Below are 25,955 nucleotides of genomic sequence, written 5' to 3'. Positions count from 1 at the left end.
TCTGCAACCTGCACGGCATGCAGCTCCATCTCGCGGAGATTTCACGCACGGTCGCGCAGGGCGCTCACGCCGTCCTCATTGTGGATCAGGCCGCATGGCATACCAGTCAGAAGCTGGATGTTCCCTACAATATCACCATTCTCCCGCTGCCTCCCCGGGCTCCTGAACTGAACCCGGTGGAAAATCTCTGGCAGTTCCTGCGCAATACATGGCTCTCAAACAGGATCTTCAGAACCTATGACGATATCGTTGATATCGCCTGCCATGCCTGGAACCAGCTCGTCAATCAACCATGGCGCATCATGTCAATCGGACTGCGCAATTGGGCTCATGGGTTATAGCAATCAACGGTTGGTATAAGCCGCGAGAAGACAGCCGAAAGCGCGAGAGGCTGTTCCGGCGCCACCATGGGATAATCCGCGCATTGCGTCAGCCGGACAGCGGCATGCCGCGCCAGCGCATGGTCGGGACGGCAGATGAAACCAAGCGGAAAGGACATGCGCCGCAGGATCGTGAGGTCGCGCATCTCTTCAGGGTCCAGCACAAGGGCAAGATCGCCCTCGCCAGATAGCAGGGCATGATGGATCCGCCGGTTATCGCGGATGTTCAGGTTCAGCACCACGCCGGGATGGCTGTGTTTCATGCGTGTGACCAGTTCGGGCAGGAAGGCGCGCGACAGCGCCTCGGGCGCCAGCAGGTCAACCTGACCGCGACGTATGCCCTTCAGGTCATCAATCTGGCGGCTCAGGTCATCAAGCTCCCTGACCCAGCGCCGCGCACAGCCATACAGCAGTTCGCCCGCCGCCGTCAGGCGCATGCCCGTGGGCAGGCGTTCGAACAGCGGGGTCTGCAGCTGTTTTTCACCCAGCAGGATGTGCCGGTTGATGGCGGACCCCGCAATGTGCAGTTCCTCGGCCGCCCTGCGGATGGACCGGTGGCGCGCGACAGCCAGGAAATAGACCAGAAAGCGGGAAAAAGGCTGCATGCGTTCTCATTTCGAGAATGGAAAATGATCAATTATGATATATCTGAGAGCGCATCACGTGTGAAATGATCTTTCTGAAAGCCGCCGGGCAGCCCCGGCCCGTTCAGGAGAACCGATCGTGACCACCGCCGCCAGCACCCGTCCCGCCACAACCCACAGCCTGCCCCGCACCATGACGTTTGACGTGGATGACTGGAACATCCTCGCCCGGTGCTGGTATCCCGTAGCGCTTGTGCGTGAACTGGGCGAACAGCCGCTGGGCGTGACCCTGCTGGATGCGCCGCTGGTGGTCTATCGGGCGGGTGCGGATATTGTCATTGCCGATGACCTGTGTCCCCATCGTGGTGTCCCGCTCAGCATGGGAAAGGGCGACGGGCAGACCGTGGCCTGCGCCTATCACGGGTTCCGTTTTGGCGGGCAGGGGAAGTGTGTCAGGGTGCCCGCCCATCCCGACAGCGGCATTCCGTCAAAGCTCAACCTGCGCACCTATCCGGCGGTGGAACGCTATGGCCTGATCTGGACCTGCCTGCGGCCGGAGGGAGATGCGGTCGCCATTCCCCCCATGCCACACTGGAATGACCCGGCCTTCCAGCAGATCAACTGCCCGTGGATCGATATCGCCGGTTTTGCAGGCAGGCAGGTCGAAGGGTTCATTGACGTGGCGCATTTCGCCTTCGTCCATACCGATACCTTTGCCGATCCTGAAAACCCTGTCGTGCCACCATACAAGACCCGCATCACGCCGGATGGGTTCGAAGCCGAATACCGCAGCAGCGTCGGCAACTACCCCATCGGCAAATCCGATCGCGGGCGGCCGGGTTTTGAATGGCTGCGGCATTTCCGGGTGCATGTACCCTTTACCGCGACGCTGGAAATCCATTTTCCCGATAACGGCCGTCTTGTCATCATGAATGCGGCGTCACCCGTATCGGCCCGCCAGACACGCATGTTCGCACCGATGTGCCGTAACTTCGACAGGGACCTGCCGCTGCAGGATGTGTACGATTTCAACCTGAAAGTGTTCGAGGAAGATCGCGCGCTGGTCGAAGCCCAGAAGCCGGAGAACCTGCCACTGGACCCGACGCTGGAGGCGCACGTGATGGCCGACCGCAGTTCGATCGCCTATCGCCGTGCCCTGCGCACGATGGGGCTGAGCCAGTTCTTTACGGCCTGAAGGAAACATGGCCCATGTCTTCCCTGTTTCCCGTTCTTGTTGATGATGTCGCGCCGGAAGGGGCCGGGTGCGTCCGCCTGCGTCTGGTTGCGCGCGCCGGTGATGACGCCCTGCCTGATTTTGAACCCGGCGCACATGTTGATGTCATGACGCCTTCGGGCCTGATCCGGCAGTATTCCCTGTGCGGATCGGCTGATGATCCCTCCGCCTATGAATTGTGCATCAAGCGCGAAGCGGATTCCCGTGGCGGGTCGGAATCACTGTGCACGCAGGTCCGGCAGGGTATGGAACTGCAGATATCCAGTCCCCGCAATGCCTTTCCCCTGCCACGGGCACGACGTTACATTCTTGTCGCAGGCGGAATTGGCGTGACCCCGCTGCTGTCCATGATGGCGCGGTTGCAGCGTAACGGCGCGGACTGGCAGCTTTATTATTACGCCCGCGCGCCCGAACACGCGCCGTTTGGGGACATGCTGCGCGCGCCCCCTTATGCAGCGCAGGTCCGCTTCAGTACCAGCCTGAAAGACGGGTATCCCGATGCGCTGGGTACGCCATGTGCCGATACGGCCATCATGCTGTGCGGGCCAGATGGATTCATGAATGCCGTTTATGCCCATGCCGTCGCGGCAGGATGGCGGACGGATCAGATCCATACCGAATATTTCCGGCCCACGGAAACGTCCGATGCCCGGTCGGATCAGCCGTTTGAGGTGGTTCTGGCGCAATCGGGACAGACCGTGGCCGTCCCGGCGGGGCAGAGCATCGCCTCCGCCCTGCTTGCGGCGGGGGTGGACGTGCCGCTGTCATGCGAACAGGGCATGTGCGGGGCCTGTGTCGTGCCGCTGTTGTCCGGTGAAGTGGACCACCGGGACATGGTCCTGACGGAAGACGAACAGGGTGGTCATATTGCCCTGTGCTGTTCACGCAGCCGCAGTCCGTCCCTGACGCTGGATATGTAAGGAATTGTAAAAAATAAAAGTTCCCGGGTGCCGCCTTTTTTCAAAAAAGCTTCACCAGAAACGCCTTCATGATTTGCTGGATGCTTTACGGGCGGGCTTTTCATTCAGCACGATCAGGGACGTTGCCTTGCCTGCCCCGCATGGCTGGCTGCATGATCGGTTTTTGACGTTACAGGATCCTTTCGTGCAGCCTTCTCCCACGGTGGCAACCGTTTCCGCCTATACGCCCGCGACCCGTATCCTTGTTTTCAGCGGCCTGATCCTGACCATGGTCATGGCGGCACTTGACCAGAGCATCGTCTCGACCGCGCTGCCCACCATTGTCACCGACCTTGGGGGGCTGGCGCATATGTCGTGGGTGGTTACGGCCTTTATGCTGACTTCCACCATCGCCACGCCCATGTATGGCAAGCTGTCCGACATGTTTGGCAGAAGGCCGCTGCTGGCGTTCAGCATCGGGGCCTTTCTTGCCGCGTCCCTGCTGTGCGGCATGGCGCAGGACATGTGGCAGCTGATCGTGTTCCGCGGGCTGCAGGGTATCGGGGCAGGCGGACTTATGACACTGTCACAGACGGTGATCGGCGACATGGTCACGCCACAGCAGCGCGGGCGTTATCAGGGCCTGTTTACCGGTGCGTTCGCGGTCAGCAGCGTGACCGGCCCCTTTCTGGGGGGCGTGCTGACCAGTGCGCTGTCGTGGCGGTGGGTGTTTCTTGTCAACCTGCCGGTCGGTGGCCTGGCCATGGCGCTGGTCATGCTGGGCCTGCCTGCGGCCCGGGCCGAGGCAAGGCCCCGGATTGATTATGCCGGGGCTGCCCTGCTGGGTGTGGCAACGGCGGGTTTCCTGCTGCTGTTCAATTCGGTCGGCACGACGCTTGCGTGGACATCTCCGCTGACATTCGCGCTGCTTGGCGCCAGCGTGGCGTTTTTCGTGCTGTTCATCCGTCAGGAACGGCGCGCGCCTGAACCCCTGGTCAGTCTGGGCCTGCTGCGCATTGCCAGTTTTTCCGTCTGTGTCGCGGCCACCGGCATTATGTCTTTCGCGATGATGGGGTCGCTGGTTTTCCTGCCGCTCTATTACCAGCTTGTCCTTGGGCAGACCCCGGAAATATCGGGATTGATGATGCTGCCGCAGGTCGGCACGATGATGGTCAGTTCGGTGGTGGGGGGATACGTCTCATCGCGGACGCAGCGTTACGCGCCGCTGCTTGCGCTGGGTGTCGGTATCGAATTTACGGCGCTGACCCTGATCGCGCTGTGCGCCCATCATGGCGCGCCCGCGCTGTTCTTCCTGCTCAGCCTTGGCGGGCTGGGCGTGGGCATGGGGATCAGCATGCCCAATGCAACGGTCATCATCCAGAATTCCGTGCCACCCGGCATGCTGGGAATCGCCACCGCCATGATGTCCTTCATCCGGTCACTTGGTGGATCCCTTGGCGTGGCGCTGTCGGGTGGCGTCATGGCGCTGACATTGCAGAACCGGCTGCATGCGTTGCCGGAAAAGATTGATGTGACCGCATTTCTGGAAAAGGGCATGGCGGCCGTCCATGGGCTGTCGCCTGAAATGCGCCTGCAGGTAAGGGAGGCCTACAAGACTGCGATCAGCGCCAGCCTGAGTGTCAGCAGCAGCTTCATGTTTCTGGCGTTCCTCATGATTGTCGGGCTTATGGTGCGGAACCGGCGGCCATCCGCCTGACAGAGGGGGGTGCTGATTCCGGCTTGCAGGATGATTGTGCGTGTTTTATTTCCATACGACTGGATTGAAACGGCAGAGGCACCGCATGGCGCGTCCCAGAACCATCGACCGCGAAAACGTCCTGGACTGTGTCGAACAGCTTGTCCACCGCGAGGGCGTGGCCGCCCTGACGCTGGACGCCGTGGCAAGGGAGGCAGGCATTACCAAGGGCGGCCTGCAGTACTGTTTCGGCAGCAAGGACGACCTGATGACCGCGCTGATCGACCGCTGGCTTTCGGCATTCGATGCCAGTGTCGCCCGGCATATCGGACCTGATGCCGGTATCATTGACCGCGCCCGCGCCTATGTCCTGACCATCAGCCAGATCGATGATACAACCCAGGCCAGAATGGCCGGCATGCTTGTCACCTTGCTTCAGTCGCCAAAATATTTACAGAAGATACGCGCATGGTACGCAGGATGGTTCAACGGGAGCGACCCTGACTGTCGGGAAGCGCGTCAGGCCCGCACCGCGATATTTGCTGCTGAAGGAGCGTTTTTTCTAAGAAGCCTAGGTTTTCTGGAAATGGATCAGGAATGGTGGAAAACCACCTTTGCCGATTTTCAGCGGCTGATCCTGTCCGACCCCTGCACGCCATAATTCAGGCCCGCAGGATTATTCAAATCCTCCATGACATTTCACACAGGTATGGAAAACATGACCAGGGAAAGTCGCCCGTTAACAAAGACAGCCACATCTTCTGACAACACCGTTTCCGGCACCACTTTTCCCGCTGCTGGCATTCAGTCCGTGAACGGGGGCGGAAAAGGCATGGCTGCGGCCGCAGGGCTGCGGGCGATGGATAACAGCCTGTCCCATGCCATCTCTTCTGCCTGTGACTGGCTGATCGGGCAGCAGAAGCCCGATGGCCACTGGGTTGGCCCGGTCGCGTCCAATGCCTCCATGGAGGCGGAATGGTGCCTGGCCCTGTGGTTCCTCGGCCTTGAAGATCACCCGCTGCGCCTCCGTCTGGGCAAGGCCCTGCTGGAAATGCAGCGCGAGGACGGGTCATGGGGCACCTATTATGGCGCCGGGAACGGTGACATCAACGCTACCGTCGAATCCTACGCCGCCCTGCGCTCCCTTGGTTATCCCGCCGATGATCCGGCGATAAGCCGGGCCGCCACATGGATTGCCAGCAAGGGCGGGCTGAAGAACATCCGTGTCTTCACGCGGTACTGGCTGGCCCTGATCGGGGAATGGCCGTGGGAAAAGACGCCAAACCTGCCGCCTGAAGTCATCTGGTTTCCCAACAACTTCGTCTTCTCCATCTACAACTTCGCGCAGTGGGCGCGTGCGACACTGGTGCCGCTGGCCATCCTGTCCGCCCGCAGGCCTGCCCGCCCGCTGCGCCCGCAGGACCGTCTGGATGCCCTGTTTCCGGGGGGGCGTGCAAATTTTGACTATGAACTGCCCGCCAGGGGTGAACGCGATCTGTGGGGCCGGTTCTTCCGCACCACGGACCGGGGCCTGCACTGGCTGCAGTCCAGATTCCTCAAGCGCAATACCCTGCGTGAAGCCGCGATCCGGCACATGCTGGAATGGATCATCCGCCATCAGGATGCCGATGGTGGATGGGGTGGCATCCAGCCGCCATGGGTGTATGGCCTGATGGCGCTGCATGGGGAGGATTACCAGTTCCACCACCCCGTGATGGCCAAGGCGCTGTCCGCCCTGAATGATCCCGGCTGGCGGCATGACCGGGGCGATGCAAGCTGGATCCAGGCCACGAACAGCCCGGTATGGGATACCATGCTGGCGATCATGGCCCTGCATGATGCCGATGGCGAAACCCGGTTCACGCCGGAAATGGAAAAGGCGCTGGGCTGGCTGCTGGACCGTCAGGTGCGTGTAAAGGGTGACTGGTCCATCAAGCTGCCGGACGTGGAACCCGGTGGCTGGGCGTTTGAATATGCCAATGACCGCTATCCCGATACGGATGACACCGCCGTTGCCCTGATCGCCCTTTCGTCGTGCCGCAACCGCGAGGAATGGAAGAAACGGGGAGTGGAGGAAGCCATCAGCCGTGGGGTGAACTGGCTGATCGGCATGCAGAGCGAATGCGGCGGATGGGGCGCGTTCGACAAGGACAATAATCGCAGTATCCTGTCAAAAATTCCGTTCTGTGATTTTGGCGAAGCCCTTGATCCCCCATCCGTAGATGTGACGGCGCATGTTCTGGAAGCCTTTGGTATTCTGGGCCTGCCGCGTCACATGCCCACCATCCAGCGCGCACTGGCCTATATCCGTGCTGAACAGGAACCCGATGGCCCGTGGTTTGGCCGCTGGGGCGTCAATTACCTGTACGGGACAGGCGCGGTCCTGCCCGCCCTGGCCGCCATTGGCGAGGACATGACCCAGCCCTATATCACCAAGGCCTGTGACTGGCTGGTGGCCCACCAGCAGGAAAATGGCGGGTGGGGTGAAAGCTGCGCATCCTATATGGAACTGTCCATGGTCGGGCGGGGGGTGACGACGCCATCGCAGACCGCATGGGCGCTGATGGGCCTGATCGCGGCCAATCGCCCGCAGGATTACGGGGCCATTGCCCGTGGCTGCCGGTACCTGATCGATCTGCAGCAGCCTGATGGAAGCTGGGATGAAAAGGAATTCACCGGCACCGGATTCCCCGGTTACGGGGTCGGGCAGACCATCAAACTGGATGATCCCGCATTGTCAAAGCGGTTGCAGCAGGGGGCGGAACTCTCACGTGCGTTCATGTTGCGTTATGACCTGTACCGGCAGTTTTTCCCGATCATGGCGCTCAGCCGTGCGTCACGCCTGATGAAACTGGAAAAATAGGTCTTCCGGCGGGTCGGGGCGTGTTCTCGACCTGTGGCCGGATCAGGGAACTGCGTTTTTTCTGGTTAACGGTCCGGGATGCGACCTGCTGCACTTTTCAGGCTGTCTTTGCGACAGCCTGATCCCTGTCGCGTCCCATAGCCATCATCCCGTCAGTCACGACACGAATACTGCAAACGCGACGATGTGTGCGCGTAATTGACTCGTTTACGCTATTGTGACACACATGTGCCATAACTGCATGCGTGTGTCATATGTTACGTGAAGAATATGTTGCCCTGACCCGACAGCGCATTATCGACAGCTTCATTGCCCTGCTTGAAGAACTGGATGATGTGACAGTCCCGACGTCCGCCATTGCAAAGAAGGCGGATGTGTCATTGCGGACTGTCTATCGGTATTTTCCCTCACGCGATGATCTGCTGCGCGCAACCGGTGACTGGCTGAATTCGGAAGTCTTCGGTCTGGTATCTGGCACGAATGAAAAGGAACTGGTGCAGGGCTTCCGTACGGCTGCGGAAAAATTCGACAGCCGTCCCAATCTTGCCCGCATCCTTGCCCTGACCCGTATCGGGCGTTCAATGCGTATCCGGTTCCGTAATGAACTGGCGCTTCGCCGGCGCAAGGCATTGTGGCGTGACACGCCCGATGTGCCGCCAGCGGCCCGGAGGCGGGCGGAAGCTGTCGTGGCCTGCCTGGATAACGTGCTGTCGTGGCTTACGCTCAAGGAAGAATTCGGCATGAACGGCAAGGATGCGGGCGCAGTCATTAGCTGGGCGATCGAACTTGTCCTGCGTGAAACCCGTGCTGAAGCCAGCCGGCATGATGATACGGGACAGCCATGAACGGGGATCGTCAGTCAGGTCGACCGGACTGGCGGCGTGTCGCGCTGGGGCTGGGTGTCCCGTTCGTGGCCATTGTTCCTGTCGCCGCGTTTCTGGGGTTCCTGTCATGGACGATTATGGGGATTCCGGTCATCCTGATCTGGATGTTCGCCTGGTTCCCGCTGACATCCCTATGCCTGTGGCTGTGTGAGCAACGATCATGATGGCAGGGATTGTGGCGTGCGTTGTTCTTCTGTCGCTTGGCGCGGCCTGCCTTGCCCGGTCGCGTTCGCAACACCTGTCGGTGGAAACGCTGCTGGTGGCGGACAGGGCGTTGCCCGCGCCCATGCTGTTCATCCTGACAGTGGGGGAAATCTACAGTATCGGGTCGATTGTCGCCTTTCCCGCCGGGCTTTACACCCATGGGATCAGTTATGGATACTGGTTCCTGGGTTATCTTCTGCTGGCATTTCCGGTCGGGTATTTTGTCGGTCCCGCCATATGGGAACGGGCCCGGCGATATGATGCCTGTACGGTGCCCGAAGTCTTTGGCAGGTATTTCGGAAGTGTCGTTTTCGAACGTCTGACGGCATGGGGCTGTATCGCCGCACTGGTGCCGTGGGGACAGTTCCAGTTTATCGGGTTGCGGGCGACACTGGGCATGATGGGCCTGCCTGGCGCGCCGGCGGCAGGGCTGGCGGCATGTGCCGTCATTGCCTTTGCATACGTGGCGCTGGGCGGCATGCGCGCATCGACCTATGTCGCGTTTCTCAAGGACAGCCTGATGCTGTTCGGGATTGCGGCTGTCGGTGTGGCGGCGATCTGCGCACAATATGGTGGGACAGGGACCTATGTCGCCCATCCTGTCGTGTTCCGGCAGCCTGCCGTGACGGATATGGTCTTTGCCGTCAGCACGATTGTCTATCAGGGTGTCGGGTTCTATTTCCAGCCATCCGTGACACCGTACCTGTTTACGGCGCGTTCGGCGCAGGCGGTGCGCAGGGCCATGGTGTTCATGCCGCTTTACATGCTGATGTATCCCTTTGCGGTGTTTGCAACGTATTTTGCCATCCGTTCATTGCCCCCGCTGCGTGATGTAAACGGGGTGTTTTTCCATGTGGCGGGCATGCTGCTGCCCCCATGGGTGGTGGCATTGGTCATGGCGGGCGCGGTACTGGCGGGGTTGCTGGTTCTGGCCGCGACATCACTGAACATTGCGGCGATGATGACACGCAGCATCATGCCCCGTCTGGCGCACGGGCATCCACGCCGGGCGATCAATCTGGGTGTTATCCTGTTTCTGGTCCTGGCGCTGGTGGCAACGACGCACGCCCCTGGCATCATGCTGACAGCGCTGAACGTCAGTGGTTATGTCGGCATCCAGTTTGCATCGTTATGGTTTGTTGTCCTGCTGGACCGGCCTGTTCCAGCGCGTGTCGCGGGGGGCGGGGTCGTGTGTGGGGCTGTCACTGCGATTGCCCTGTTCGCTAGTGGCCTGTCCGTTGGGGGCATCAATCCGGGTTTTATGGGGCTTCTTGTCAATTGTGCGGTTGTGTTCTGTCCGCTGTGGCGCAGGAAGCGCGTTACATGACGGTGCCCGGAAAGGATGATCGAGTGTGAATATGGATGCGATTATACGGAAGATTCCGAAAATTGATCTTCATTGCCATCTGGCGGGCGCGGTGCGGGCCACGACGGTCATGTCTCTGGCGGCAAGGAACGGTGTCACACTGCCCACCACCGATCCGGATGCGTTTTACCGTTTCGTGGATTTCTATGATTTCCTGTCCCGGCTTGAGATCATTGGAAAATGCATTGTCACGCGTGATGATTTCGCGCGCGTAGCCTATGAAGCGATGGAGGACGGATACCGTCAGGGCAACCTGCGTTATGCTGAGTTTTTTTTCAGCCCCGATTATCATTATCCCCATGGGGTCAGGTACACGACAATGGTGGATGGGCTGATTGATGGCCTGCGGGCGGCGCAAACGGAACTGGGTGTGGTTGGGCGACTGATCCCGGCCATCAACCGCGAACTGGGGCCAGATGCTGCGATGGCCATGGTCCGGGAAGTCGTGGCCAATCCACGCGCGGAGGTCATCGGCATCGGAATGGACTGCGCGGAATGCAAGGGACCGCCAGAACTGTTCCGTGATGCCTATGCGCTGGCGCGCGCGTCCGGACTGCGCTGCACGGCCCATGCGTGCGAAGATAACCAGACACTGCAACAGGCTCCTCCCCGGAACGTCATGACGTGCCTTGACGTGCTGGGCTGTGACCGGATCGACCATGGCTATAACCTGCTGGCCGATCCCGAACTGGTCTGTCGCTGCCGTGAACGTGGCGTGGCCTTTACGGTCTGTCCGCAGACCTGTGTGCCTGAACGTCTGGAACAGCGCTGGATGTCCCTGAAGGCCATGGCCCGGGCGGGCCTGTCCATGGTTCCCTGCACCGATGATCCTGCCATGTTCGCGACGGATATCGGGACGGCGTACGTTACGATGGCCCGTGTCCTGTCACTGGACGTGCATGCGGTGGCGGACCTGTCGTTGCAAACGATTGATGCGACATGGCTGTCGGATATGGAAAAAGACGCCATGCGGGACGATTTCAGGCGGCAGATCAGATCACTGACCGGATCACGCGATGACTGAGAGGCTGTTTTCAAACAGCTTCCAAGTGAACGTTGCGCTGCATTGATGGGGCCCTAAAAGGCCGCGGTAAAGCGCACCCCATAGGTTGCGGGCGCAGTCAGGATGTCCATTCCATCGGTCAGTGCATAATCCACGACGCGGTTGTTGAAGGCATTGTTGGCAAAGACCACAAGCTGGTTCTTTTTCCATGCCATGCCCAGTGTCAGGTCCAGGCGGTCAAGCGAATGCCACGGGACATTGGTGATATCCAGCACGCCGCCTGCCTCATGATGCCAGTTGGCATTGAATAGCAGGTTATAGGTGGGCGTGATGGGATACGCCATTTCGGATCGTATGTTTGTTGTCCATGTCCGTGTATCGGGCAGGGACTGCCCGGCAACGTAACTGCCATATGACTGTCCGCCAGCCATGCGGGCATGCAGCCAGCCAACATTGCCCGACAGTGACCACCATCGGGTCAGCATAAGCTGTGCCGACAGTTCCGCGCCGTATGTCCGCGCACTGCCGACATTGGCAAGGTAATAGAAACTGAATGCGGCCGGGGCGCGTGGATCGGCTTCATCCAGCAACAGGTGTTTCTGTGTCATGTAAAACAGGCTGGCATTGACGCCCAGACGGCCGCCAAGCCATTGCGTACGTCCGCCCAGTTCGTAATTGGTTGCCGTTTCTTCCCCATACGGTATCAGGGAAGGTGTCGTCGTAGTCGTGCTGAAACCGCCCGCGCGGAAGCCGTTGCTGTACAGGGCATAAAGGTTGACGTTGTGGAACGGGTGGTAATTCAGTTCGGCGCTGGGGCTCCAGTTGCCATAGGCTGCCGTGTCATTTAGCGACATGTCCGGGTAGACATCCCCGAACAGGGCGGCAATGGCCCGACCGCTGGCATTCACGGGATTATTGTACTGGTTGTAGGACAGCGTTTTCCGGTCATGTGTATAGCGTGCCGTCGCCGTCAGGCTGAGGGACGGGGTAATATGGAATGTGGAAGAAACAAACCCGGACCATGACTGTGTCCCAATACCCGATCCGGGCCCCGGGGCATATTCGCTTATCGCCTGCAGGCCGGTATTGGGAAAGCCGCCACCGGGAATGGCGGAACATGTCGGGTCACCCTGTAATGCATCACAGGCAATGTTGCCCCACATGCCCTGCAGCAGGCTCAGGTCGATTTTTGTATTGTATATCTGTTGAAATGAGAAATATTCGTGAAAATAGGATGCCCCCGCCATAAAGGTCAGGCGGCGGTTCCGGGGCGATGACCACAGCAGTTCGGTATAGTAATTGCGTGTATTTTCGTGGCGGACAAACTGGTTCTGTAACGTAAGGGGATAGGATGATGCCGACAGGTCCGTCCGGTCCCCGTCCTCCACGGAATCAAGATGATAATCCCGATAGGCGGATAGCCACTGGAACGTGCCCCAGCGTGACCTGTATGTCAGATCCTGTGACAGGTAGAGCTGGTGATTGTGGGAACGGTCGGGGGTGTCACGGTACACCACGCCAGGTGTCTCTGCCGCGCCGCCCTGGATCAGGTTGGCGACACCATTGGGTGCGTAACCGGCCAGGGACGGCCCGTGAACATCACCATATTCCGCCATCCATGTCAGGGACAGGTTGTCATTGGGTGTCCATTTCGCCCCCAGCCGCAGGCCCTGCTGGCGATAGCGGTCTTCATATTCATGTAATGTGGCGTTGTAGAGCGCACCCCGTGGCTGGTCGATGTACCACCCTGTCAGGCGCAGTGCAAAATGACGCGACAGCGGCACATTGATTGCACCCTGCAATTCACCCCGGCCATAATTGCCGTAGGATCCGGTCAGGTATCCCCCGGTTTTCTGTTCCGGCGTCGCGTATACCATGTTGACAGCCCCGCCCACGGCGTCACGTCCGTACAGGCCCGTTTGCGGGCCGGGATTGACCTCGACCCGTGCGACATCCACCTGCGGGCCGAGATTGGTGCGCAGGCCGCCATCGTAAATGCCATTGCGGTACATGCCGAAATTGGGATCAGCATTGTTATCCACCTGCCGGATGCCACGGATATTGATGTATGTATTGATATTCTGCGGATCAGTCGGCACCACGGCGTTCGGCACCATGTTCATGATGCTTTTCATATCAAGAATATCAAAATTATGCAGCGTCTGGCCGCTTATGGCAGTCGCGGGGGCCGGTACGTCAGACAGGCGCTGCGTGGTGCGCCGGGCCGTGACTTCCATCTGTTCGGCCTGTGGCGTGTCGTGTTCCAGATGGGCGACGGGAAGTTTCCGGTTCTTTTTGTGGGGCGACTGGGCTGTGGCTCTGGCAGGACATAATACGGAATGTAACGTAATAAAAAAAAGCAAATATGCAGGCCATGGGATCCTGCGGGCCAGTCGTTCCCTGTAATCAGGAAAGGAATATGCAGGTATCATTCTTTGACAGGCATCCGGATGATGTCAGCGTCCATGCAGGCGATGGCGGATCAGGGTATGCGCGCGCCGTCCAATAGGGAAACGGAAAATGATAGCCGTCGCGATCAGTTGGGGAATGCTGCACAGAACAGTGTAGCATGACAGCAGGCCGGTCAGTGGCAGGCCATGGTTCACCCGTCCGGCATGATAATGGACCCAGCCAAGGATGATGAACCCCGCGCCACCGCCTATGGCAAGGGTGGTCTTGGTGATGAGTGTATTGAGGGCATAAATGATACCGGACTTGTTGGTCCATGTTTTCCAGATATCATAGTCCACGACATCCCCCAGTATGGCGGCGGGCGCGAAATTCGTGGGGGCGGACAAGGCCCCGCCCAGGGCCGTCAGCAGCAGGATGACGGGCAGGTTCTGCATGCCTGGCGTCAGCAGTAACGCAAGGGGACGGGTTGCCGCGGTCAGAACGATGCTGATGGCCCATATGCCATGGCGTTCCAGCCTGCGTTCCGATCGTGCCCATAACGGGATGGCGACAATGGTGGACAGGAAAAACACGATCATTATGAACGGAAACGCGCTGCCGACCCGCAGGTAGTCATTCAGGAACAGGTATGTCGTGGACAGCCATATGCCCTGTCCCGTGGTCCATAGGCCGACGGCGAGGAAATAAAGGGCGAGGGGACGGTTCCGTTTCAGGGATTGCACCAGGTCGCGCCATGTTGGCGCGGTGGCGCGTCCGGGTGGTCCACCGGGAATGAAATGCATGATGCACAGCGCGGCAGGCACCATAAGCGCCATATATAACCAGACAATGATGGACAGTGTCTTCTGCGTGAAACCCGTCGTGCCATAGACCCGGAACAGGATGACGGGAACCAGCCAGAAAATCAGGCTGCCCGCAACGGTAGACAGGCCAACTGCCGCGTTGATGCGTGTGCGCATGGATGGACGGGAACCAAGTTCCGCACTCCATGCGTTACGGGGAATTTCAAACAGGGAATATCCCAGATACAGCACGAAGGCCCATGTTCCGTAATACAGGACCGTCGTGTGCGCGGATGGCTGGAACAGGAAATACAGGGCGATGCAGCAGATGATGGCGCTGGCCACGCCCCATATGCCCCGACCACCCCGCCGGTTATCAAGGCTGTCGGACATGAAGCCGATGGCCGGGTCCATCAGCGCATCAATGACCCTGCATAAGGATGTAACCGTACCGATCTGCACAAGGGTGACAGCCGTATGGCTGGCATAGAAGGCCGGTATGAAAATGTTCATCGGCAAAATGATGAAGGCCCCCGGCAGCGCCGGAAAGGCGAAAAGCCAGATCTGTAACCGGGTCAGTTCCGGTCGCGCGGCAGGGGCCTTGGGAGGAGCTGAAACCATGGCAGCCAGATCCTTCCCCTTCAATCGGTCCAACTTTCACAGGAATGATATGCGTGTGGGACGCGAAAAGTATCATCTATCCCGGATACAGGAAAGAGACGGACTGTTTCAGGGTTCCGCCCCAAGGATCTTGGGCAGGTCACCTTTGATAAAGGCATCCAGAATGCCGTTCAGGAACGCGACGATGCTTTCACGTGGATCGCTGGCGTTCGCGAACGGTCCCTCGCTGTCATTGGCGACAAACAGGTTCGACAGGCCGCATAGCATGGCGTACATCCCATAGCCGATCTGTACCTTGCTTCCCAGTACCGCCATGTCGTTGGGGCCGAAATCATCGCTGATGGTAAAGACCTTGTAGCCGTATATAAGTTCCATGAGGTCCTCGAACGCAGCGCCCGCTGTCAGACGGTACCGGGGATAGGTATAGGCATCGGGTATATAGCCAAACATCAGACGGTAGAGCTGCGGATGGCTGCGCGCGAAGTCAACGAAATAGAAAACAGTCCGCTTCAGCGCTTCCGTCCTGTTTGCGGACGTGCGACCGATATGGGCTGCCTGATCCCGGAAAACCTCGAAATAATCCGCGGCAATTTCCAGCAGGAGATTGTTCAGGCTGCCGTAATGGTTATAGAAATTCGCTGGCGCCACCTTGACTTCCCGCGCAAGACGACGCACCGACAGATCTTCCAGCCGTTCGGTTTTCAGTATCCTGACGGTGGCGATCCGCAAATCTTCGGCGACGTTTCCTTTATGGTAGGCTCTCGAAATGGGAAGTCATCCTTGTGGGCGTGAGCGGATCTGGCGAATCAATCCATATGAACGGGGCAGGCGGTCACCGGTCGACATGGCCGGGACAGGACCAGGGGGCTTATGACTGCAGAAATATGGCAGTAAAAAGGTATATCTGGGATACAAAATTTCATCTGATTGAATTCCCCGGTTGATTCATTCCTTAATTTATTACAGCCATGGCCCGTAATGCCAATTTTTTAGGTCAGCCCTGCTGGAAACCGGGGAATGGCTTCTGCCCGGGCCTTATGCTTCCTGCCCTGCCGGTCGGGTCAGGGCTTCATGCAATTCGTTGTGAATGAAGGCATCGACAATATCCTCGATCATTTGCTGCTGTTCCAGACCCTGTTCCCTGCCAAACGGCAACCGGCCATCCGACAGCATCATCGCCAGTCCATGACCCATTGCACACAGGCCATATCCGATCCGCGCACGCTTCCGGGTGCCTTCAATGTCATGAAGGTGGAGCATCTCCCGGCCATAGATAATCTCCAGCAATACCGCGAATGCCTGTATCGCGGCGTGATGGTAGATCTTGTGGGAAATGGCGTTGGGCACGAAGCCGAACATGATCCGGAATATCTGCGGATGGCGCTGGGCAAAGCTGGCATATTCCACCAGCGCAGCCTTCAGCGCATCCGCACGCGTTACGGTATTGCGCTGGAAATAGCGTAGCTGTCGGGTGCATTGCACGAATGAATCAGCGGCGATCCGCAACAGCAGGTCGTGAATACTGCTGAAGTGGTTGTAGAAATTGGCGGGTGTCACGCCAATTTCGCGCGTCAGGCGCCGCACCGAAACGCTTTCTGCCGTTTCCTGATCCAGCAGGTTCCGGGCCGTGCGCAGCAGGTCTTCCGCGACATGTCCCTTGTGATAGTTGCCGTTGCGCATGACGGGCCGGGTGGTTTTCATGACCATTCTTTTTGCATGCCGCTCCATGCGGGAAAATGGACAGGCCGCATCAGGCCTGTCCGGTCGGCATTCATGCTGGCATTCGTGGATATCTGGTGTTGATGACAATGAACAGTGTTCATATAAATTCCTGTCTTCGGGGCATCTGGCGGCCCCGGGCGCGTCCTGACGGGCGCGATGGGAACGGGTGCCTTGCCTATAGCACTGATAATGAAACAAAAATATCGATAAGTGTTACCTATGAAACAAAAATATAAATGCATCTTTCCATGTCCCGCACAATGATCCGGGCGCGTCCTGCTGATAGGTAAGGTGAAAAGCTGACTTTCGATCTCTGGTTTTTCTCTTGACAGAAGGTTAATGCAAAATTAACACCGTTCGCATTGTTCGGGTGCAAGGCCAGCGCAGCGCGTTGGCGGCATTGCAAATGCATTGTTTCAGTATTGCATGATAGGGGATTCGGGTCACCAGGATTCTCTCCTGGATCATAAATGAAGAGTATTTGTCCTTCAGGAAACGGCTGGTCGTATTCTGGGAAAAAGTATGCAGGTACCAGTCCCGTTGATACAACAACATGGCTGCGGGCGGCGAATTACCAGATATTCTCATGTATTAAGGCAGTGACATAGCAGGCGATGCATACAGGACAGGATTCATGACTGGCAGGATTGCCGGGCTGCTGGCACGTACGGGGCTGGACCGTGTTCCGGTCTGGGTGCCGGTCGTGCTGGGTGTGGCCATCATGGCTTTTGTTGGCTCGGTGGCGGTTGACCCTGCGATGCAGGGCTTTATCTCCATCGGTACGGTTACGGTCCTGCTGGTACTCAACCGTCGACCGGGGCGGGGAATCACCATTTTCCTCATGATGCTGTCCCTGCTGGTATCGCTGCGCTACATCGTGTGGCGGCTGACCACGACGGTGCAGTTCGGCAACTGGCTGTAGACGGGGCTGGCCATCCTGCTGCTGGCGGCGGAAACCTATGCCCTGGTGACGCTGTGCCTGAGTTATTTCCAGATGGCGTGGCTCTTGCGGCGCAAGGAACACCCATTGCCCGACGATCCGGCGCTATGGCCGAGCGTGGACGTGTTTGTCCCGTCCTATAACGAGGAACTCTCCCTTGTCCGCTCGACGGTGCTTGGCGCGCTTGACCTCGACTGGCCCGAGGACAAGCTCAATGTCTACATCCTTGATGACGGGCGGCGTAAGGCGTTCCGTGATTTCGCGATGGCGGCGGGGGCGGGCTATATCATCCGTTCCGAAAACAACCATGCCAAGGCCGGCAACCTCAACCACGCGCTGAAAGTGACGCACAGCCCCTACGCCGTCATTTTCGACTGCGATCACGTGCCGACGCGCGGGTTCCTCAAGCGCACCATCGGCTGGATGATCGCCGATCCCAACCTCGCCCTGCTGCAGACACCGCACCATTTCTACGCTCCCGACCCGTTTCAGCGTAACCTTGAAAGCGGGATGCATGTGCCACCCGAGGGCAACATGTTCTATGGGCTGGTGCAGGATGGCAATGATTTCTGGGACGCAACGTTCTTCTGCGGTTCCTGCGCCGTCATCCGGCGCGAGGCCGTGACGGGCATTGGCGGTTTCGCCACGGAAACCGTGACGGAGGATGCGCACACCGCGCTGAAGATGCAGCGTAAGGGATGGGGGACGGCCTATCTGCGCGAACCGCTGGCGGCCGGACTGTCCACCGAACGGCTGATCCTGCATATCGGTCAGCGCGTGCGCTGGGCACGTGGCATGATCCAGATCATGCGGGTGGACAATCCCATGCTGGGCGGCGGCCTGCGGTGGGAACAGCGGCTTTGCTACCTGTCGGCCATGTCGCATTTCCTGTTTGCCATACCACGGGTGACGTTCCTGGTGTCGCCGCTGGCGTTCCTGTTTCTTGGGCAGAACATCATTGCGGCGTCACCACTGGCCATCAGTGTCTATGCGCTGCCGCACATCTTCCATTCGGTCGTGACCCTGTCGCGGATCGAGGGGCGGTGGCGCTATTCCTTCTGGAGCGAGATCTACGAGACATCGCTCGCACTGTTCCTCATCCGCATCACCATCGTCACCCTGCTGCAGCCGTACAAGGGCAAGTTCAACGTGACGGACAAGGGCGGCCTGCTTGAACGCAGCTATTTCGACTGGGACGCGGTCTATCCCAACGTCATTCTTGCCCTGCTGCTGTCCGTCGCCTTCGTGCGCGGGATATTCGGCATCTTCTGGCAATTTCATGACCGGCTGGCATTGCAGTCCTTCGTGCTGAACACGGTATGGGTGGTCATAAGCATGATCATCGTGCTGGCGTCGATCGCGGTGGGGCGGGAAACGCGGCAGACACGCCACGCGCCACGCGTCACGGTCAGGCTGCCCGTTGCGGTGACCGATGCCCGGGGCCGCAGGTTTGACGCGCATACACGCGACATCTCCCTCGGTGGACTGGCCGTAGAGGGGGCATGGACCACGGCGGAAATGGAAGGGACCGAAGTTACGGTCCATTATGACAATGCGCGCGATGGTATCCATGTCAACGTTCCCGCGCGGGCGGTAGGGGCGGGGCGGGACATGCTGCGCCTGCAGTGGATCCGGCGCGACCTGCATGATGAGCGACAGATCGTCAACATGGTCTTTGGTCGCAATGACGCCTGGGCGAACTGGGCGGATTTTGCGCCCGACCGCCCGCTGCGCAGCCTTGCGATGGTGTTCCGCAGCATTGGCGGCCTGCTGAAGCGGCGCGGGCCCGAGGCGCCGCGCCCCATGCCAGACGGGGGGGAGGAAGACCTTCCCGCCACGGAAGAAAAACTGGAGAAACAAAGCCTCGTGCTGAAACCTGTTCCCCGTAGCGTTCGTGATGGCGCTACCGCATCTGCCGCGCTGTTTGTCGCCTTTACGGCCCTGGTGCCCGCCGCCATGGCGCAGGAGGGTGCGCCCCCGGCCATGACGCCCGTCGCGGACCAGACCGGTGTCACGGCGGAGGCCCCGTTCGGGGACAGCAATACCGGCAATGTCCCGGACGAGGCGCCGACGATCGATCCCCTCGCCGCCGACCGCATCAGTGATACGGAGGTGACACGCACCATCTCGTTCCGCAACCTGGGCGCCACGACCGGGCCACTGACACTGCGCGGGTATTCCCCGCTGCAGGGCCTGGACGTGGTCGTGCCGGCCAACCGGGTGGTGACGCATGCCCAGCTGACGCTGTCGGGCGCGCTGTCGCCCTCGCTGCTGCCCGAGGCGAGTGCGGTGACGGTCACGCTGAACGAACAGTACGTGGGCACCATCAAGGTTGATCCGCAGCATCCGCAGTTCGGGCCACTGACCTTTGATATCGACCCGCTGTATTTCACGGGCGACAACAAGCTCAATTTCCGTTTTGCCGGCGAATACCGGCGTGACTGCAACGATCTGTTCAACGAGATCCTGTGGGCGCGTATCTCCGACATGTCACGCATTACGCTGACAACGGTGCGCATCACGCCGGAACGCAAGCTTTCGCGGCTGCCCGCCCCCTTCTTTGATCCCAACCTGCGCTCCACGCTGCGCGTGCCTGTCGTGCTGCCCGCGACGGGGGACAAGGCGGCGCTCAAGGCGGCGGGGCTGATCGCGTCGTGGTTTGGCAAGGTTGCCGATTTCCGCCAGCTGTCCTTCCCTGTCTCCACCACCATTCCGGCTTCGGGCAATGCGGTGGAAGTGGGCGAAAACCTGGCTGTCGATGCCAACGGCGCGCGACCTTCCGGGCCGATGGTGGCGGAAATCGCCAACCCCAATGACCGCTGGGGCACGGTGCTGGTTGTGACGGGACGTAACGCGCAGGAAGTGGAAGTTGCGGCGCGCGCGGTGGTGTTCTCGCCCGATACGCTGGGTGGCGTGGCCTCGAAAGTGGTCAGTGATGTCAATCTCGAGACACGCCACCCCTATGATGCGCCAGCCTTCGTGCCGACGGACCGCCCGGTACGCTTTGGCGAACTGGTGGGCGCGGCTGACCTGCAGGGTGGCGGCTTCACGCCCGCGGGCATGACGCTGCCGTTCCACCTGCCGCCTGACCTGTATACGTGGCGCGGGCGGCCGTTCCTCATGAACATGTGGGTCCGCGCGCCTGGCGGCCCCGTGGTCGACCTTGAGACATCGCGCGTCGATGTCAGCGTCAATAACAACTACCTGCAGAGCTATACGCTCTCGCCGCCGGGCCTGTGGCAGAAATGGTCCGAACGCCTGGTCAACCAGCATGCAGGGGCGGTTGGCCATGTCACGGCGCTGCCGCCATGGCTTCTGTTCGGGCAGAACCAGTTGCAGTTCAACTTTGACGCCCGTCCCATCGACCGTGGTGCGTGCCGCCGCACGCCGGGCGATATCCGCATGAGCGTGGATTCGGATTCCACGCTGGACTTCCGGCGCGGCCACCATTTTGCCCGGCTGCCCAACCTGTCCTACTTTGCCGAAGCGGCCTTCCCGTTCTCGCGCATGGCCGACCTGTCGGAAACCACCATTGTCCTGCCCGCCCGTCCCGACATGGGCACGGCCGGCGCGTTCCTCGACCTCATGGGGTTCTTTGGCGCATCGACATGGTATCCGGCGGCGGGCGTGGAAATCATGAAGGCGGATGAGGTGGAACAGGCGCCGCCGAAGGGGGACATTGTCGTGCTGGGCACGGCGGCGCAGCTGGGTGCCGCAACCGGGCTGCTGGCCCGTTCGCCCTATGTGATCCAGGACCAGCACATTACGGTGGGCCAGCGCACGGGGCTGCAGGGGATCTGGTACCTGTTCCAGGACCGTGACCATACGGGGCTGAAGGATGGGGTGACGGCCAACCTGAACGCCCCGATCGTGGAAGCGGGCGTGCTGCTGGCCGCGCAGTCGCCCTATGACAGCCATCGCTCGGTCGTGGCCTTCATGGGGGATACGCCCGAACGCATCCATGACATGGTGCTCAGTCTGCGCGACAAGACGGACCTGCCCTCGCTGCAGGGCGACCTTGTGCTCAAGAATGGCGACCAGTTCACCAGTTACCGCACGGCGCCGCTTTATACCGTAGGTTCCCTGCCGCTGTGGATGCGCCTTGACTGGTATCTCGGCCGTCATCCCACGGTGCTTTACCTGACCGGACTGGCTGGCGCGGGGCTTGCCGCGCTCGGGGTCTGGGCGTGGCTGCGGGGCTGGTCGCGCAAGCGGGTTGAGCATGACGACCTGACGGGGGATTTGTGATAGGTCATATACAGTCTTCCCCATCATCTGCGATTGCACTCGGCGTGACGGCGGAAAGCCGGCTGCACATGCCGTACATGGCGGATGTGCCGACGTACAGCCAAAATAATTCTGGTATTGGAGAAAGAAATAGATGAATGCCCTTCTTGCAGGCCTGACCCTGCTGATTATTGGCGACAGTCATGTCACCTTCAAGGACTCGCTCCTGTCCGTGCTGCCCGATGAATTCACCAAGCAGGGGGCGAAGGTCGTGACTTATGGCGTTTGCTCGTCCACCGCTGCCGACTGGGTCGTGCCCAATCCCAACATGAAGCCCGCGTCTCCGCCGCCGATCAGTTCGCTGATCGAGAAATGGCACCCCAATGTGGTCATGGTGGTCCTGGGCGACACGATGGCGGCGTATGGCCAGAATGCGATGTCGAAGGACTGGGTGGACGAGCAGGTCAAGACCCTGACCTACGCCATTGGCAAGACGGCGTGCATCTGGGTCGGGCCGACATGGGGGCAGTTCAGCCCGCGTTACGGCAAGACCGACCAGCGGGCGACGGAAATGGCGACCTTCCTCAAGGGTGAGGTTGCGCCGTGTACTTATGTCGATGGCACCGCGCTGCTCAAGCAGGGGAGCGTGAACACGATTGACGGCATCCATGCCACCCCGGACAGCTACAAGGTCTGGGGCGATGCGATCGTGCAGGCGACGCTGCCCGAACTTGAGAAGCTGAAGGACGCGCCGCCAGCGGCCGCGCAGTAAGCCCATCCCGACGTGGTGGGTGACCCGGGATGCCGGGCGCCCGCCACTTTGCCCGAGACTGGCGCAAGCCATGGAAAATATTGATGCTGCAACTTACCCCCATTCAGCCCGCGCCCAGCCGCTGGCGCACCATTCTGGAAAACGACTTCTTTCCCAAGAACCGTCGGCGCGACATTGACGGCCTGCGGGGGCTGGCCATTGCCCTTGTGGTGCTGTTCCATGCAGGGTGGCTGCAGGGCGGGTTTATCGGCGTCGATATTTTCGTGGTGATTTCGGGTTATTTCATGGGGCGTTCGGCGCTCATGCAGCACCCGTTCCAGCCGGTGCGCTTCGTATGCCGCAGGCTGTACCGCCTGCTGCCGGCGTTGCTGTGCATGATCGCGGCGATCTCGGCAGGGATGCTGTGGTGGGTGCTGCAAAGTGATCGTGCCGATATCGCGCTCAATGGCGCGTATGCGCTGGTGTACCTGTCCAATATCTGGGCATCGGGCCATGTCGGGTATTTTCAGGGGCAGGCCATTGCCTACCCGTTCCTGCATACATGGTCGCTGTCGCTGGAAATGCAGTTTTACGCCATCATCTTCGTCATGGCGCTGCTGCTGCCGCTGACGCATCACCGCAGGCTGGTGCTTTCGGCCATCTTCACCGCGTCGGCGGCATACTGCGCCTATGCCTGGTACAAGGGCGACAGCCAGGCCTATTACAACATTTTCGACCGGCTGTGGCAGTTCTCGCTTGGCACGATGATCTGGATGCTGCCCCGCCTGCGGTTGTCGCGTGGCATGGCCAACCTTGTCTATGCCGCAGCCCTTGCGGTCATCGTGGGATCGGGACTGTTCTATCCGCTGCGCTTTGCCTGCCCGTCCTACATGACGGTGTTCCCGTGCATTGCGGTTGCGGTCATCATCATGCTGCCTGACACGAAAATGGGGCAGTGGTGTCTTGTGCCGCTTTCACCGCTGGGGGTGATTTCGTATTCCGTCTACCTGTGGCACTGGCCGGGTATTGTCGTGGCGAACTACCTGCTGTTCTTCCAGGTGCACGGGGCCGTGATGGCGGGCGTGCTGGCGCTGGTCATGGTGGTCAGCCTGCTGAGCTACGTCTTTGTCGAGCGGACCGGCCTTGATTATGAAGACCGGGTCAGCATCGCCGCGCGCAACCGTGGCGCGGGCCTGCTGGTGGGTGGCTGCCTGCTGCTTGCGGCAATCCTCGCCTATATTTCCCATGTGTCTCGTGTCCATTAATCATGACCTGACACGACCACGCGGGCGCAGCCTGCGTGAAGGCGTGGCGTGGCGGTGCGCGCCCGCTGCATGGGTGCTGGTGCGCGGCGACATGCTGGCGCATTCGTGCATACGTGAAGGCGGGATGCGCATGGCCTGCGCCGTGATGGCGGGCCTTATCCTGTCGGGCGGCCATGCCGCGGCGCAGGGCATGGCGGTGGCGGGCGATCCGGCCGCACCTGTAGCCGCCCCGGCGGATACGGTCACGATTGCGCCCGCTCAGCCTGAGGCCCCCGTCGGCCCGCAACCTACGCCCGCCATGACGGCGAACAGCGCGCATCTTGCGCATGCGGCGGCGGTGCTCGAACTGCTGCTCAACCAGGGGTATTACTGGCTGGGCCAGCATAATCTGCCCAAGGCGCATGAGACGATCCAGCGCGCGCTGTCCATTGAACCGGACAATAACGAGGCCCTGTTCCTGCAGGGGCGGCTGCAGATGGCCGAAGGCAGCACCGTCCAGGCCACGCGCACGCTGGAACGCCTGCAGCGCAAGGGCGATGCGCCCGGTCTGGTGGCCGACCTGAAGGCGCAGATCCAGGCCGGGCCGGTGGACCCGAAGGCCCTGGCCGAAGCCCGCGCGCTGGCGGCGTCGGGCAAGATGATGCCCGCGATGTTCAAGTACAAGGCGCTCTTCAAGAATGGTGATCCGCCACCCGACCTTGCGCTGGAATATTACCGCGTGCTGGGGGCGACCATCCTTGGTTATCAGGAAGCCCGCACCAAGCTTGCGGCATGGGTGGCGCGTAACCCGCGTGATATAGATGCGCGGCTGTGCCTTGACCGGATCCTGACCTATCGCGTCACCTCGCGGGAGGAAGGTCTGAACGGGCTGCGCATGCTTGCGAAATCCAACGTATCGGCCCAGATCCGCAATGATGCGGTCGCGGCATGGCGTGACGCGTTGCTGTGGGAACCGATAACCGGGCAGAGCATCCCGCTTTATAATGAATGGCTGGCCCTGCACCCTGATGATACGGAGTTCACCGTGCGTCTGAAAAAGGCGCAGGAGACGCAGAACGTCGTTGATGCCGCGAACTTCCACCAGCAGGGTTACGTGCAGCTGGCGCGTCACAACCTTGATGCGGCGGCGGCGGCATTCCATCGCGCCGTGGTGCTCAACCCTCATGATCCCGATGCGCTGGGCGGGCTGGGGCTGGTGGCGCAGGCCCGCCAGCAACCGGTGCTCGCGCGGCAGTATTTCATGCAGGCCATACAGGCCGACCCGGAAACCGCCCCGCACTGGCGCGCGGCGCTGAAGGCGCTGGAAGCCGGCGGCACGGGCATGGACCCGCTGGTGGCACGTATCGTGCATGCCATCAACACCGGGCATTACGATGCGGCGCGCACCGATCTCGCCACTCTTGGCGGCCGTCCGGGCAATACGCTGACTGTCCTGTCGCTGCAGGCGATGCTCGAGCGCAGGCTGGGAAACACGGACGAGGCCGAACGGCTGTATCGCGAAGTCGTGCGCCGTGCGCCGCGCAATGCCGAGGCCCTGTTCAATCTCGGCATGCTTGAGGTGCAGACGGGTAATGGTACGGAACTGGATGCGATCATTGCCCGCCTTGAGCCGCTGAACCCGGCGCTGGCGCGGCGGTTGACGGTTGCCGCGCTGTCCGCGCAGGCCGACCGGGCGACGGACAGTGACGGTCGCATTGCCCTGCTGCGTCGCGCGCATGCACTGGAACCGAATGATCCGTGGGTGCGGCTCAAGCTGGCGCATGCGCTTGATGACGCGGGTGACCATGCGGCGGCGCAAAGCCTGATGGACGACCTGACCGCACCGCGCAATGCCTCGGCCGAGGCGCTGCAGGCGGGCATCATCTACGCCATGGGCCGCCATGACACGGCTACCGCCAGTGCGCTGCTGGACCGCCTGCCCAGGACCGGCCGTACGCCGGGCATGGACAGCGTGGCCGAACTGCTTGCCCTTGACCGGCGCATAGCCGAACTCAACCATCCGCCCGCCGCGGACAACGCCGCCCTTGTGGCGCTGGCCGACCGGCCTGACCCGACGGGTGAACGCGGCATGCGCCACAGGAGGCGGGCCAGGCGCTGGCGCGTGAGGAAAGCCTGACGCAGC

18 protein-coding genes and 1 pseudogene are annotated in these 25,955 nt (G+C 60.6%); 14 read left to right on the top strand and 5 right to left on the bottom strand.

All coding sequences use genetic code 11. The features are described 5' to 3' along the window. A partial coding sequence (locus tag GEU01_RS01500) for a transposase (protein ID WP_019084659.1) occupies positions 1–341 on the top strand: 341 nt, incomplete at its 5' end. On the opposite strand, the gene GEU01_RS22195 is transcribed toward GEU01_RS01500, so the two are convergent. Further along, positions 329–985, bottom strand: a complete 657-nt coding sequence (locus tag GEU01_RS22195; RefSeq protein WP_019084658.1) for a LysR family transcriptional regulator — start codon at positions 983–985, stop codon at positions 329–331. The two genes, GEU01_RS01500 and GEU01_RS22195, sit on opposite strands and share 13 nt — an antisense overlap. Positions 986–1,157: 172 nt before the next feature. Here GEU01_RS22195 and GEU01_RS01490 point away from each other — a divergent pair, with 172 nt between their 5' ends. From GEU01_RS01490 to add, 9 genes are all read left to right on the top strand, one after another. Beyond that, positions 1,158–2,159 (top strand): aromatic ring-hydroxylating dioxygenase subunit alpha, encoded by a 1,002-nt coding sequence (locus GEU01_RS01490; RefSeq protein ID WP_182356322.1) that lies wholly within the window; start codon positions 1,158–1,160, stop codon positions 2,157–2,159. A 14-nt stretch (positions 2,160–2,173) separates the two neighbouring features. Next, positions 2,174–3,118, top strand: a complete 945-nt coding sequence (locus GEU01_RS01485) for a PDR/VanB family oxidoreductase (protein WP_019084656.1) — start codon at positions 2,174–2,176, stop codon at positions 3,116–3,118. 184 nt (positions 3,119–3,302) lie between these two features. Next, positions 3,303–4,814 carry an MDR family MFS transporter gene (locus GEU01_RS01480; RefSeq protein WP_026018398.1) on the top strand — a complete coding sequence of 504 codons (1,512 nt, stop codon included), beginning with the start codon at positions 3,303–3,305 and terminating at the stop codon, positions 4,812–4,814. 85 nt (positions 4,815–4,899) lie between these two features. Beyond that, positions 4,900–5,454: a TetR/AcrR family transcriptional regulator gene (locus GEU01_RS01475; RefSeq protein ID WP_019084654.1), complete on the top strand. Its 555-nt coding sequence runs from the start codon at positions 4,900–4,902 to the stop codon at positions 5,452–5,454. Between the two features lie 171 nt (positions 5,455–5,625). Beyond that, complete coding sequence (gene shc / locus GEU01_RS01470; protein ID WP_232272379.1) at positions 5,626–7,656, top strand: squalene--hopene cyclase; 2,031 nt, start codon at positions 5,626–5,628, stop codon at positions 7,654–7,656. A gap of 254 nt (positions 7,657–7,910) precedes the next feature. After that, on the top strand, positions 7,911–8,501 hold the full coding sequence (locus GEU01_RS01465) for a TetR/AcrR family transcriptional regulator (protein WP_019084652.1): 591 nt from the start codon (positions 7,911–7,913) through the stop codon (positions 8,499–8,501). Beyond that, positions 8,498–8,704, top strand: coding sequence for a hypothetical protein (locus tag GEU01_RS01460; protein WP_019084651.1), 207 nt, complete (start codon positions 8,498–8,500; stop codon positions 8,702–8,704). Before GEU01_RS01465 ends, GEU01_RS01460 begins: the two co-directional genes overlap by 4 nt. Continuing rightward, positions 8,701–10,071 carry a sodium:solute symporter family protein gene (locus GEU01_RS01455; protein WP_019084650.1) on the top strand — a complete coding sequence of 457 codons (1,371 nt, stop codon included), beginning with the start codon at positions 8,701–8,703 and terminating at the stop codon, positions 10,069–10,071. The genes GEU01_RS01460 and GEU01_RS01455 overlap by 4 nt, the downstream gene beginning before the upstream one ends. A 31-nt stretch (positions 10,072–10,102) precedes the next feature. Further along, complete coding sequence (gene add, locus GEU01_RS01450) at positions 10,103–11,134, top strand: adenosine deaminase (RefSeq protein WP_019084649.1); 1,032 nt, start codon at positions 10,103–10,105, stop codon at positions 11,132–11,134. Positions 11,135–11,187: 53 nt separating this feature from the next. Here add and GEU01_RS01445 read toward each other — a convergent pair whose 3' ends face one another. The 4 genes from GEU01_RS01445 to GEU01_RS01430 form a co-directional block, all read right to left on the bottom strand. Next, entirely contained in the window at positions 11,188–13,350 is a 2,163-nt protein-coding gene (locus GEU01_RS01445) for a TonB-dependent receptor (protein ID WP_019084648.1), read from the bottom strand. A 219-nt stretch (positions 13,351–13,569) separates the two neighbouring features. Then, complete coding sequence (locus GEU01_RS01440) at positions 13,570–14,928, bottom strand: MFS transporter (RefSeq protein ID WP_019084647.1); 1,359 nt, start codon at positions 14,926–14,928, stop codon at positions 13,570–13,572. 108 nt (positions 14,929–15,036) lie between these two features. After that, positions 15,037–15,657: a TetR/AcrR family transcriptional regulator gene (locus tag GEU01_RS01435; RefSeq protein ID WP_019084646.1), complete on the bottom strand. Its 621-nt coding sequence runs from the start codon at positions 15,655–15,657 to the stop codon at positions 15,037–15,039. Positions 15,658–15,963: 306 nt separating this feature from the next. Continuing rightward, positions 15,964–16,629, bottom strand: coding sequence for a TetR/AcrR family transcriptional regulator (locus tag GEU01_RS01430; protein ID WP_231290062.1), 666 nt, complete (start codon positions 16,627–16,629; stop codon positions 15,964–15,966). Between the two features lie 655 nt (positions 16,630–17,284). Between GEU01_RS01430 and bcsA the strand changes: the two are divergent. The 4 genes and pseudogenes from bcsA (at position 17,285) to GEU01_RS26645 (ending at position 25,949) form a co-directional block, all read left to right on the top strand. Continuing rightward, positions 17,285–21,838, top strand: a pseudogene (bcsA, locus tag GEU01_RS22190) (UDP-forming cellulose synthase catalytic subunit). A gap of 133 nt (positions 21,839–21,971) precedes the next feature. Next, the gene (locus GEU01_RS01410; RefSeq protein ID WP_019084640.1) at positions 21,972–22,589 is read left to right on the top strand and encodes an SGNH/GDSL hydrolase family protein; all 618 of its coding nucleotides are present in this window, start codon (positions 21,972–21,974) and stop codon (positions 22,587–22,589) included. 83 nt (positions 22,590–22,672) lie between these two features. Then, positions 22,673–23,833 carry an acyltransferase family protein gene (locus GEU01_RS01405; protein ID WP_019084639.1) on the top strand — a complete coding sequence of 387 codons (1,161 nt, stop codon included), beginning with the start codon at positions 22,673–22,675 and terminating at the stop codon, positions 23,831–23,833. After that, on the top strand, positions 23,823–25,949 hold the full coding sequence (locus tag GEU01_RS26645; protein WP_232272378.1) for a tetratricopeptide repeat protein: 2,127 nt from the start codon (positions 23,823–23,825) through the stop codon (positions 25,947–25,949). The genes GEU01_RS01405 and GEU01_RS26645 overlap by 11 nt, the downstream gene beginning before the upstream one ends. The last annotated feature ends 6 nt before the right edge of the window (positions 25,950–25,955 follow it).

It is taken from the genome of Komagataeibacter europaeus LMG 18890, assembly GCF_000285295.1.
GTDB lineage: Bacteria > Pseudomonadota > Alphaproteobacteria > Acetobacterales > Acetobacteraceae > Komagataeibacter > Komagataeibacter europaeus.
This window is presented reverse-complemented; position numbering and strand designations above follow the sequence as displayed.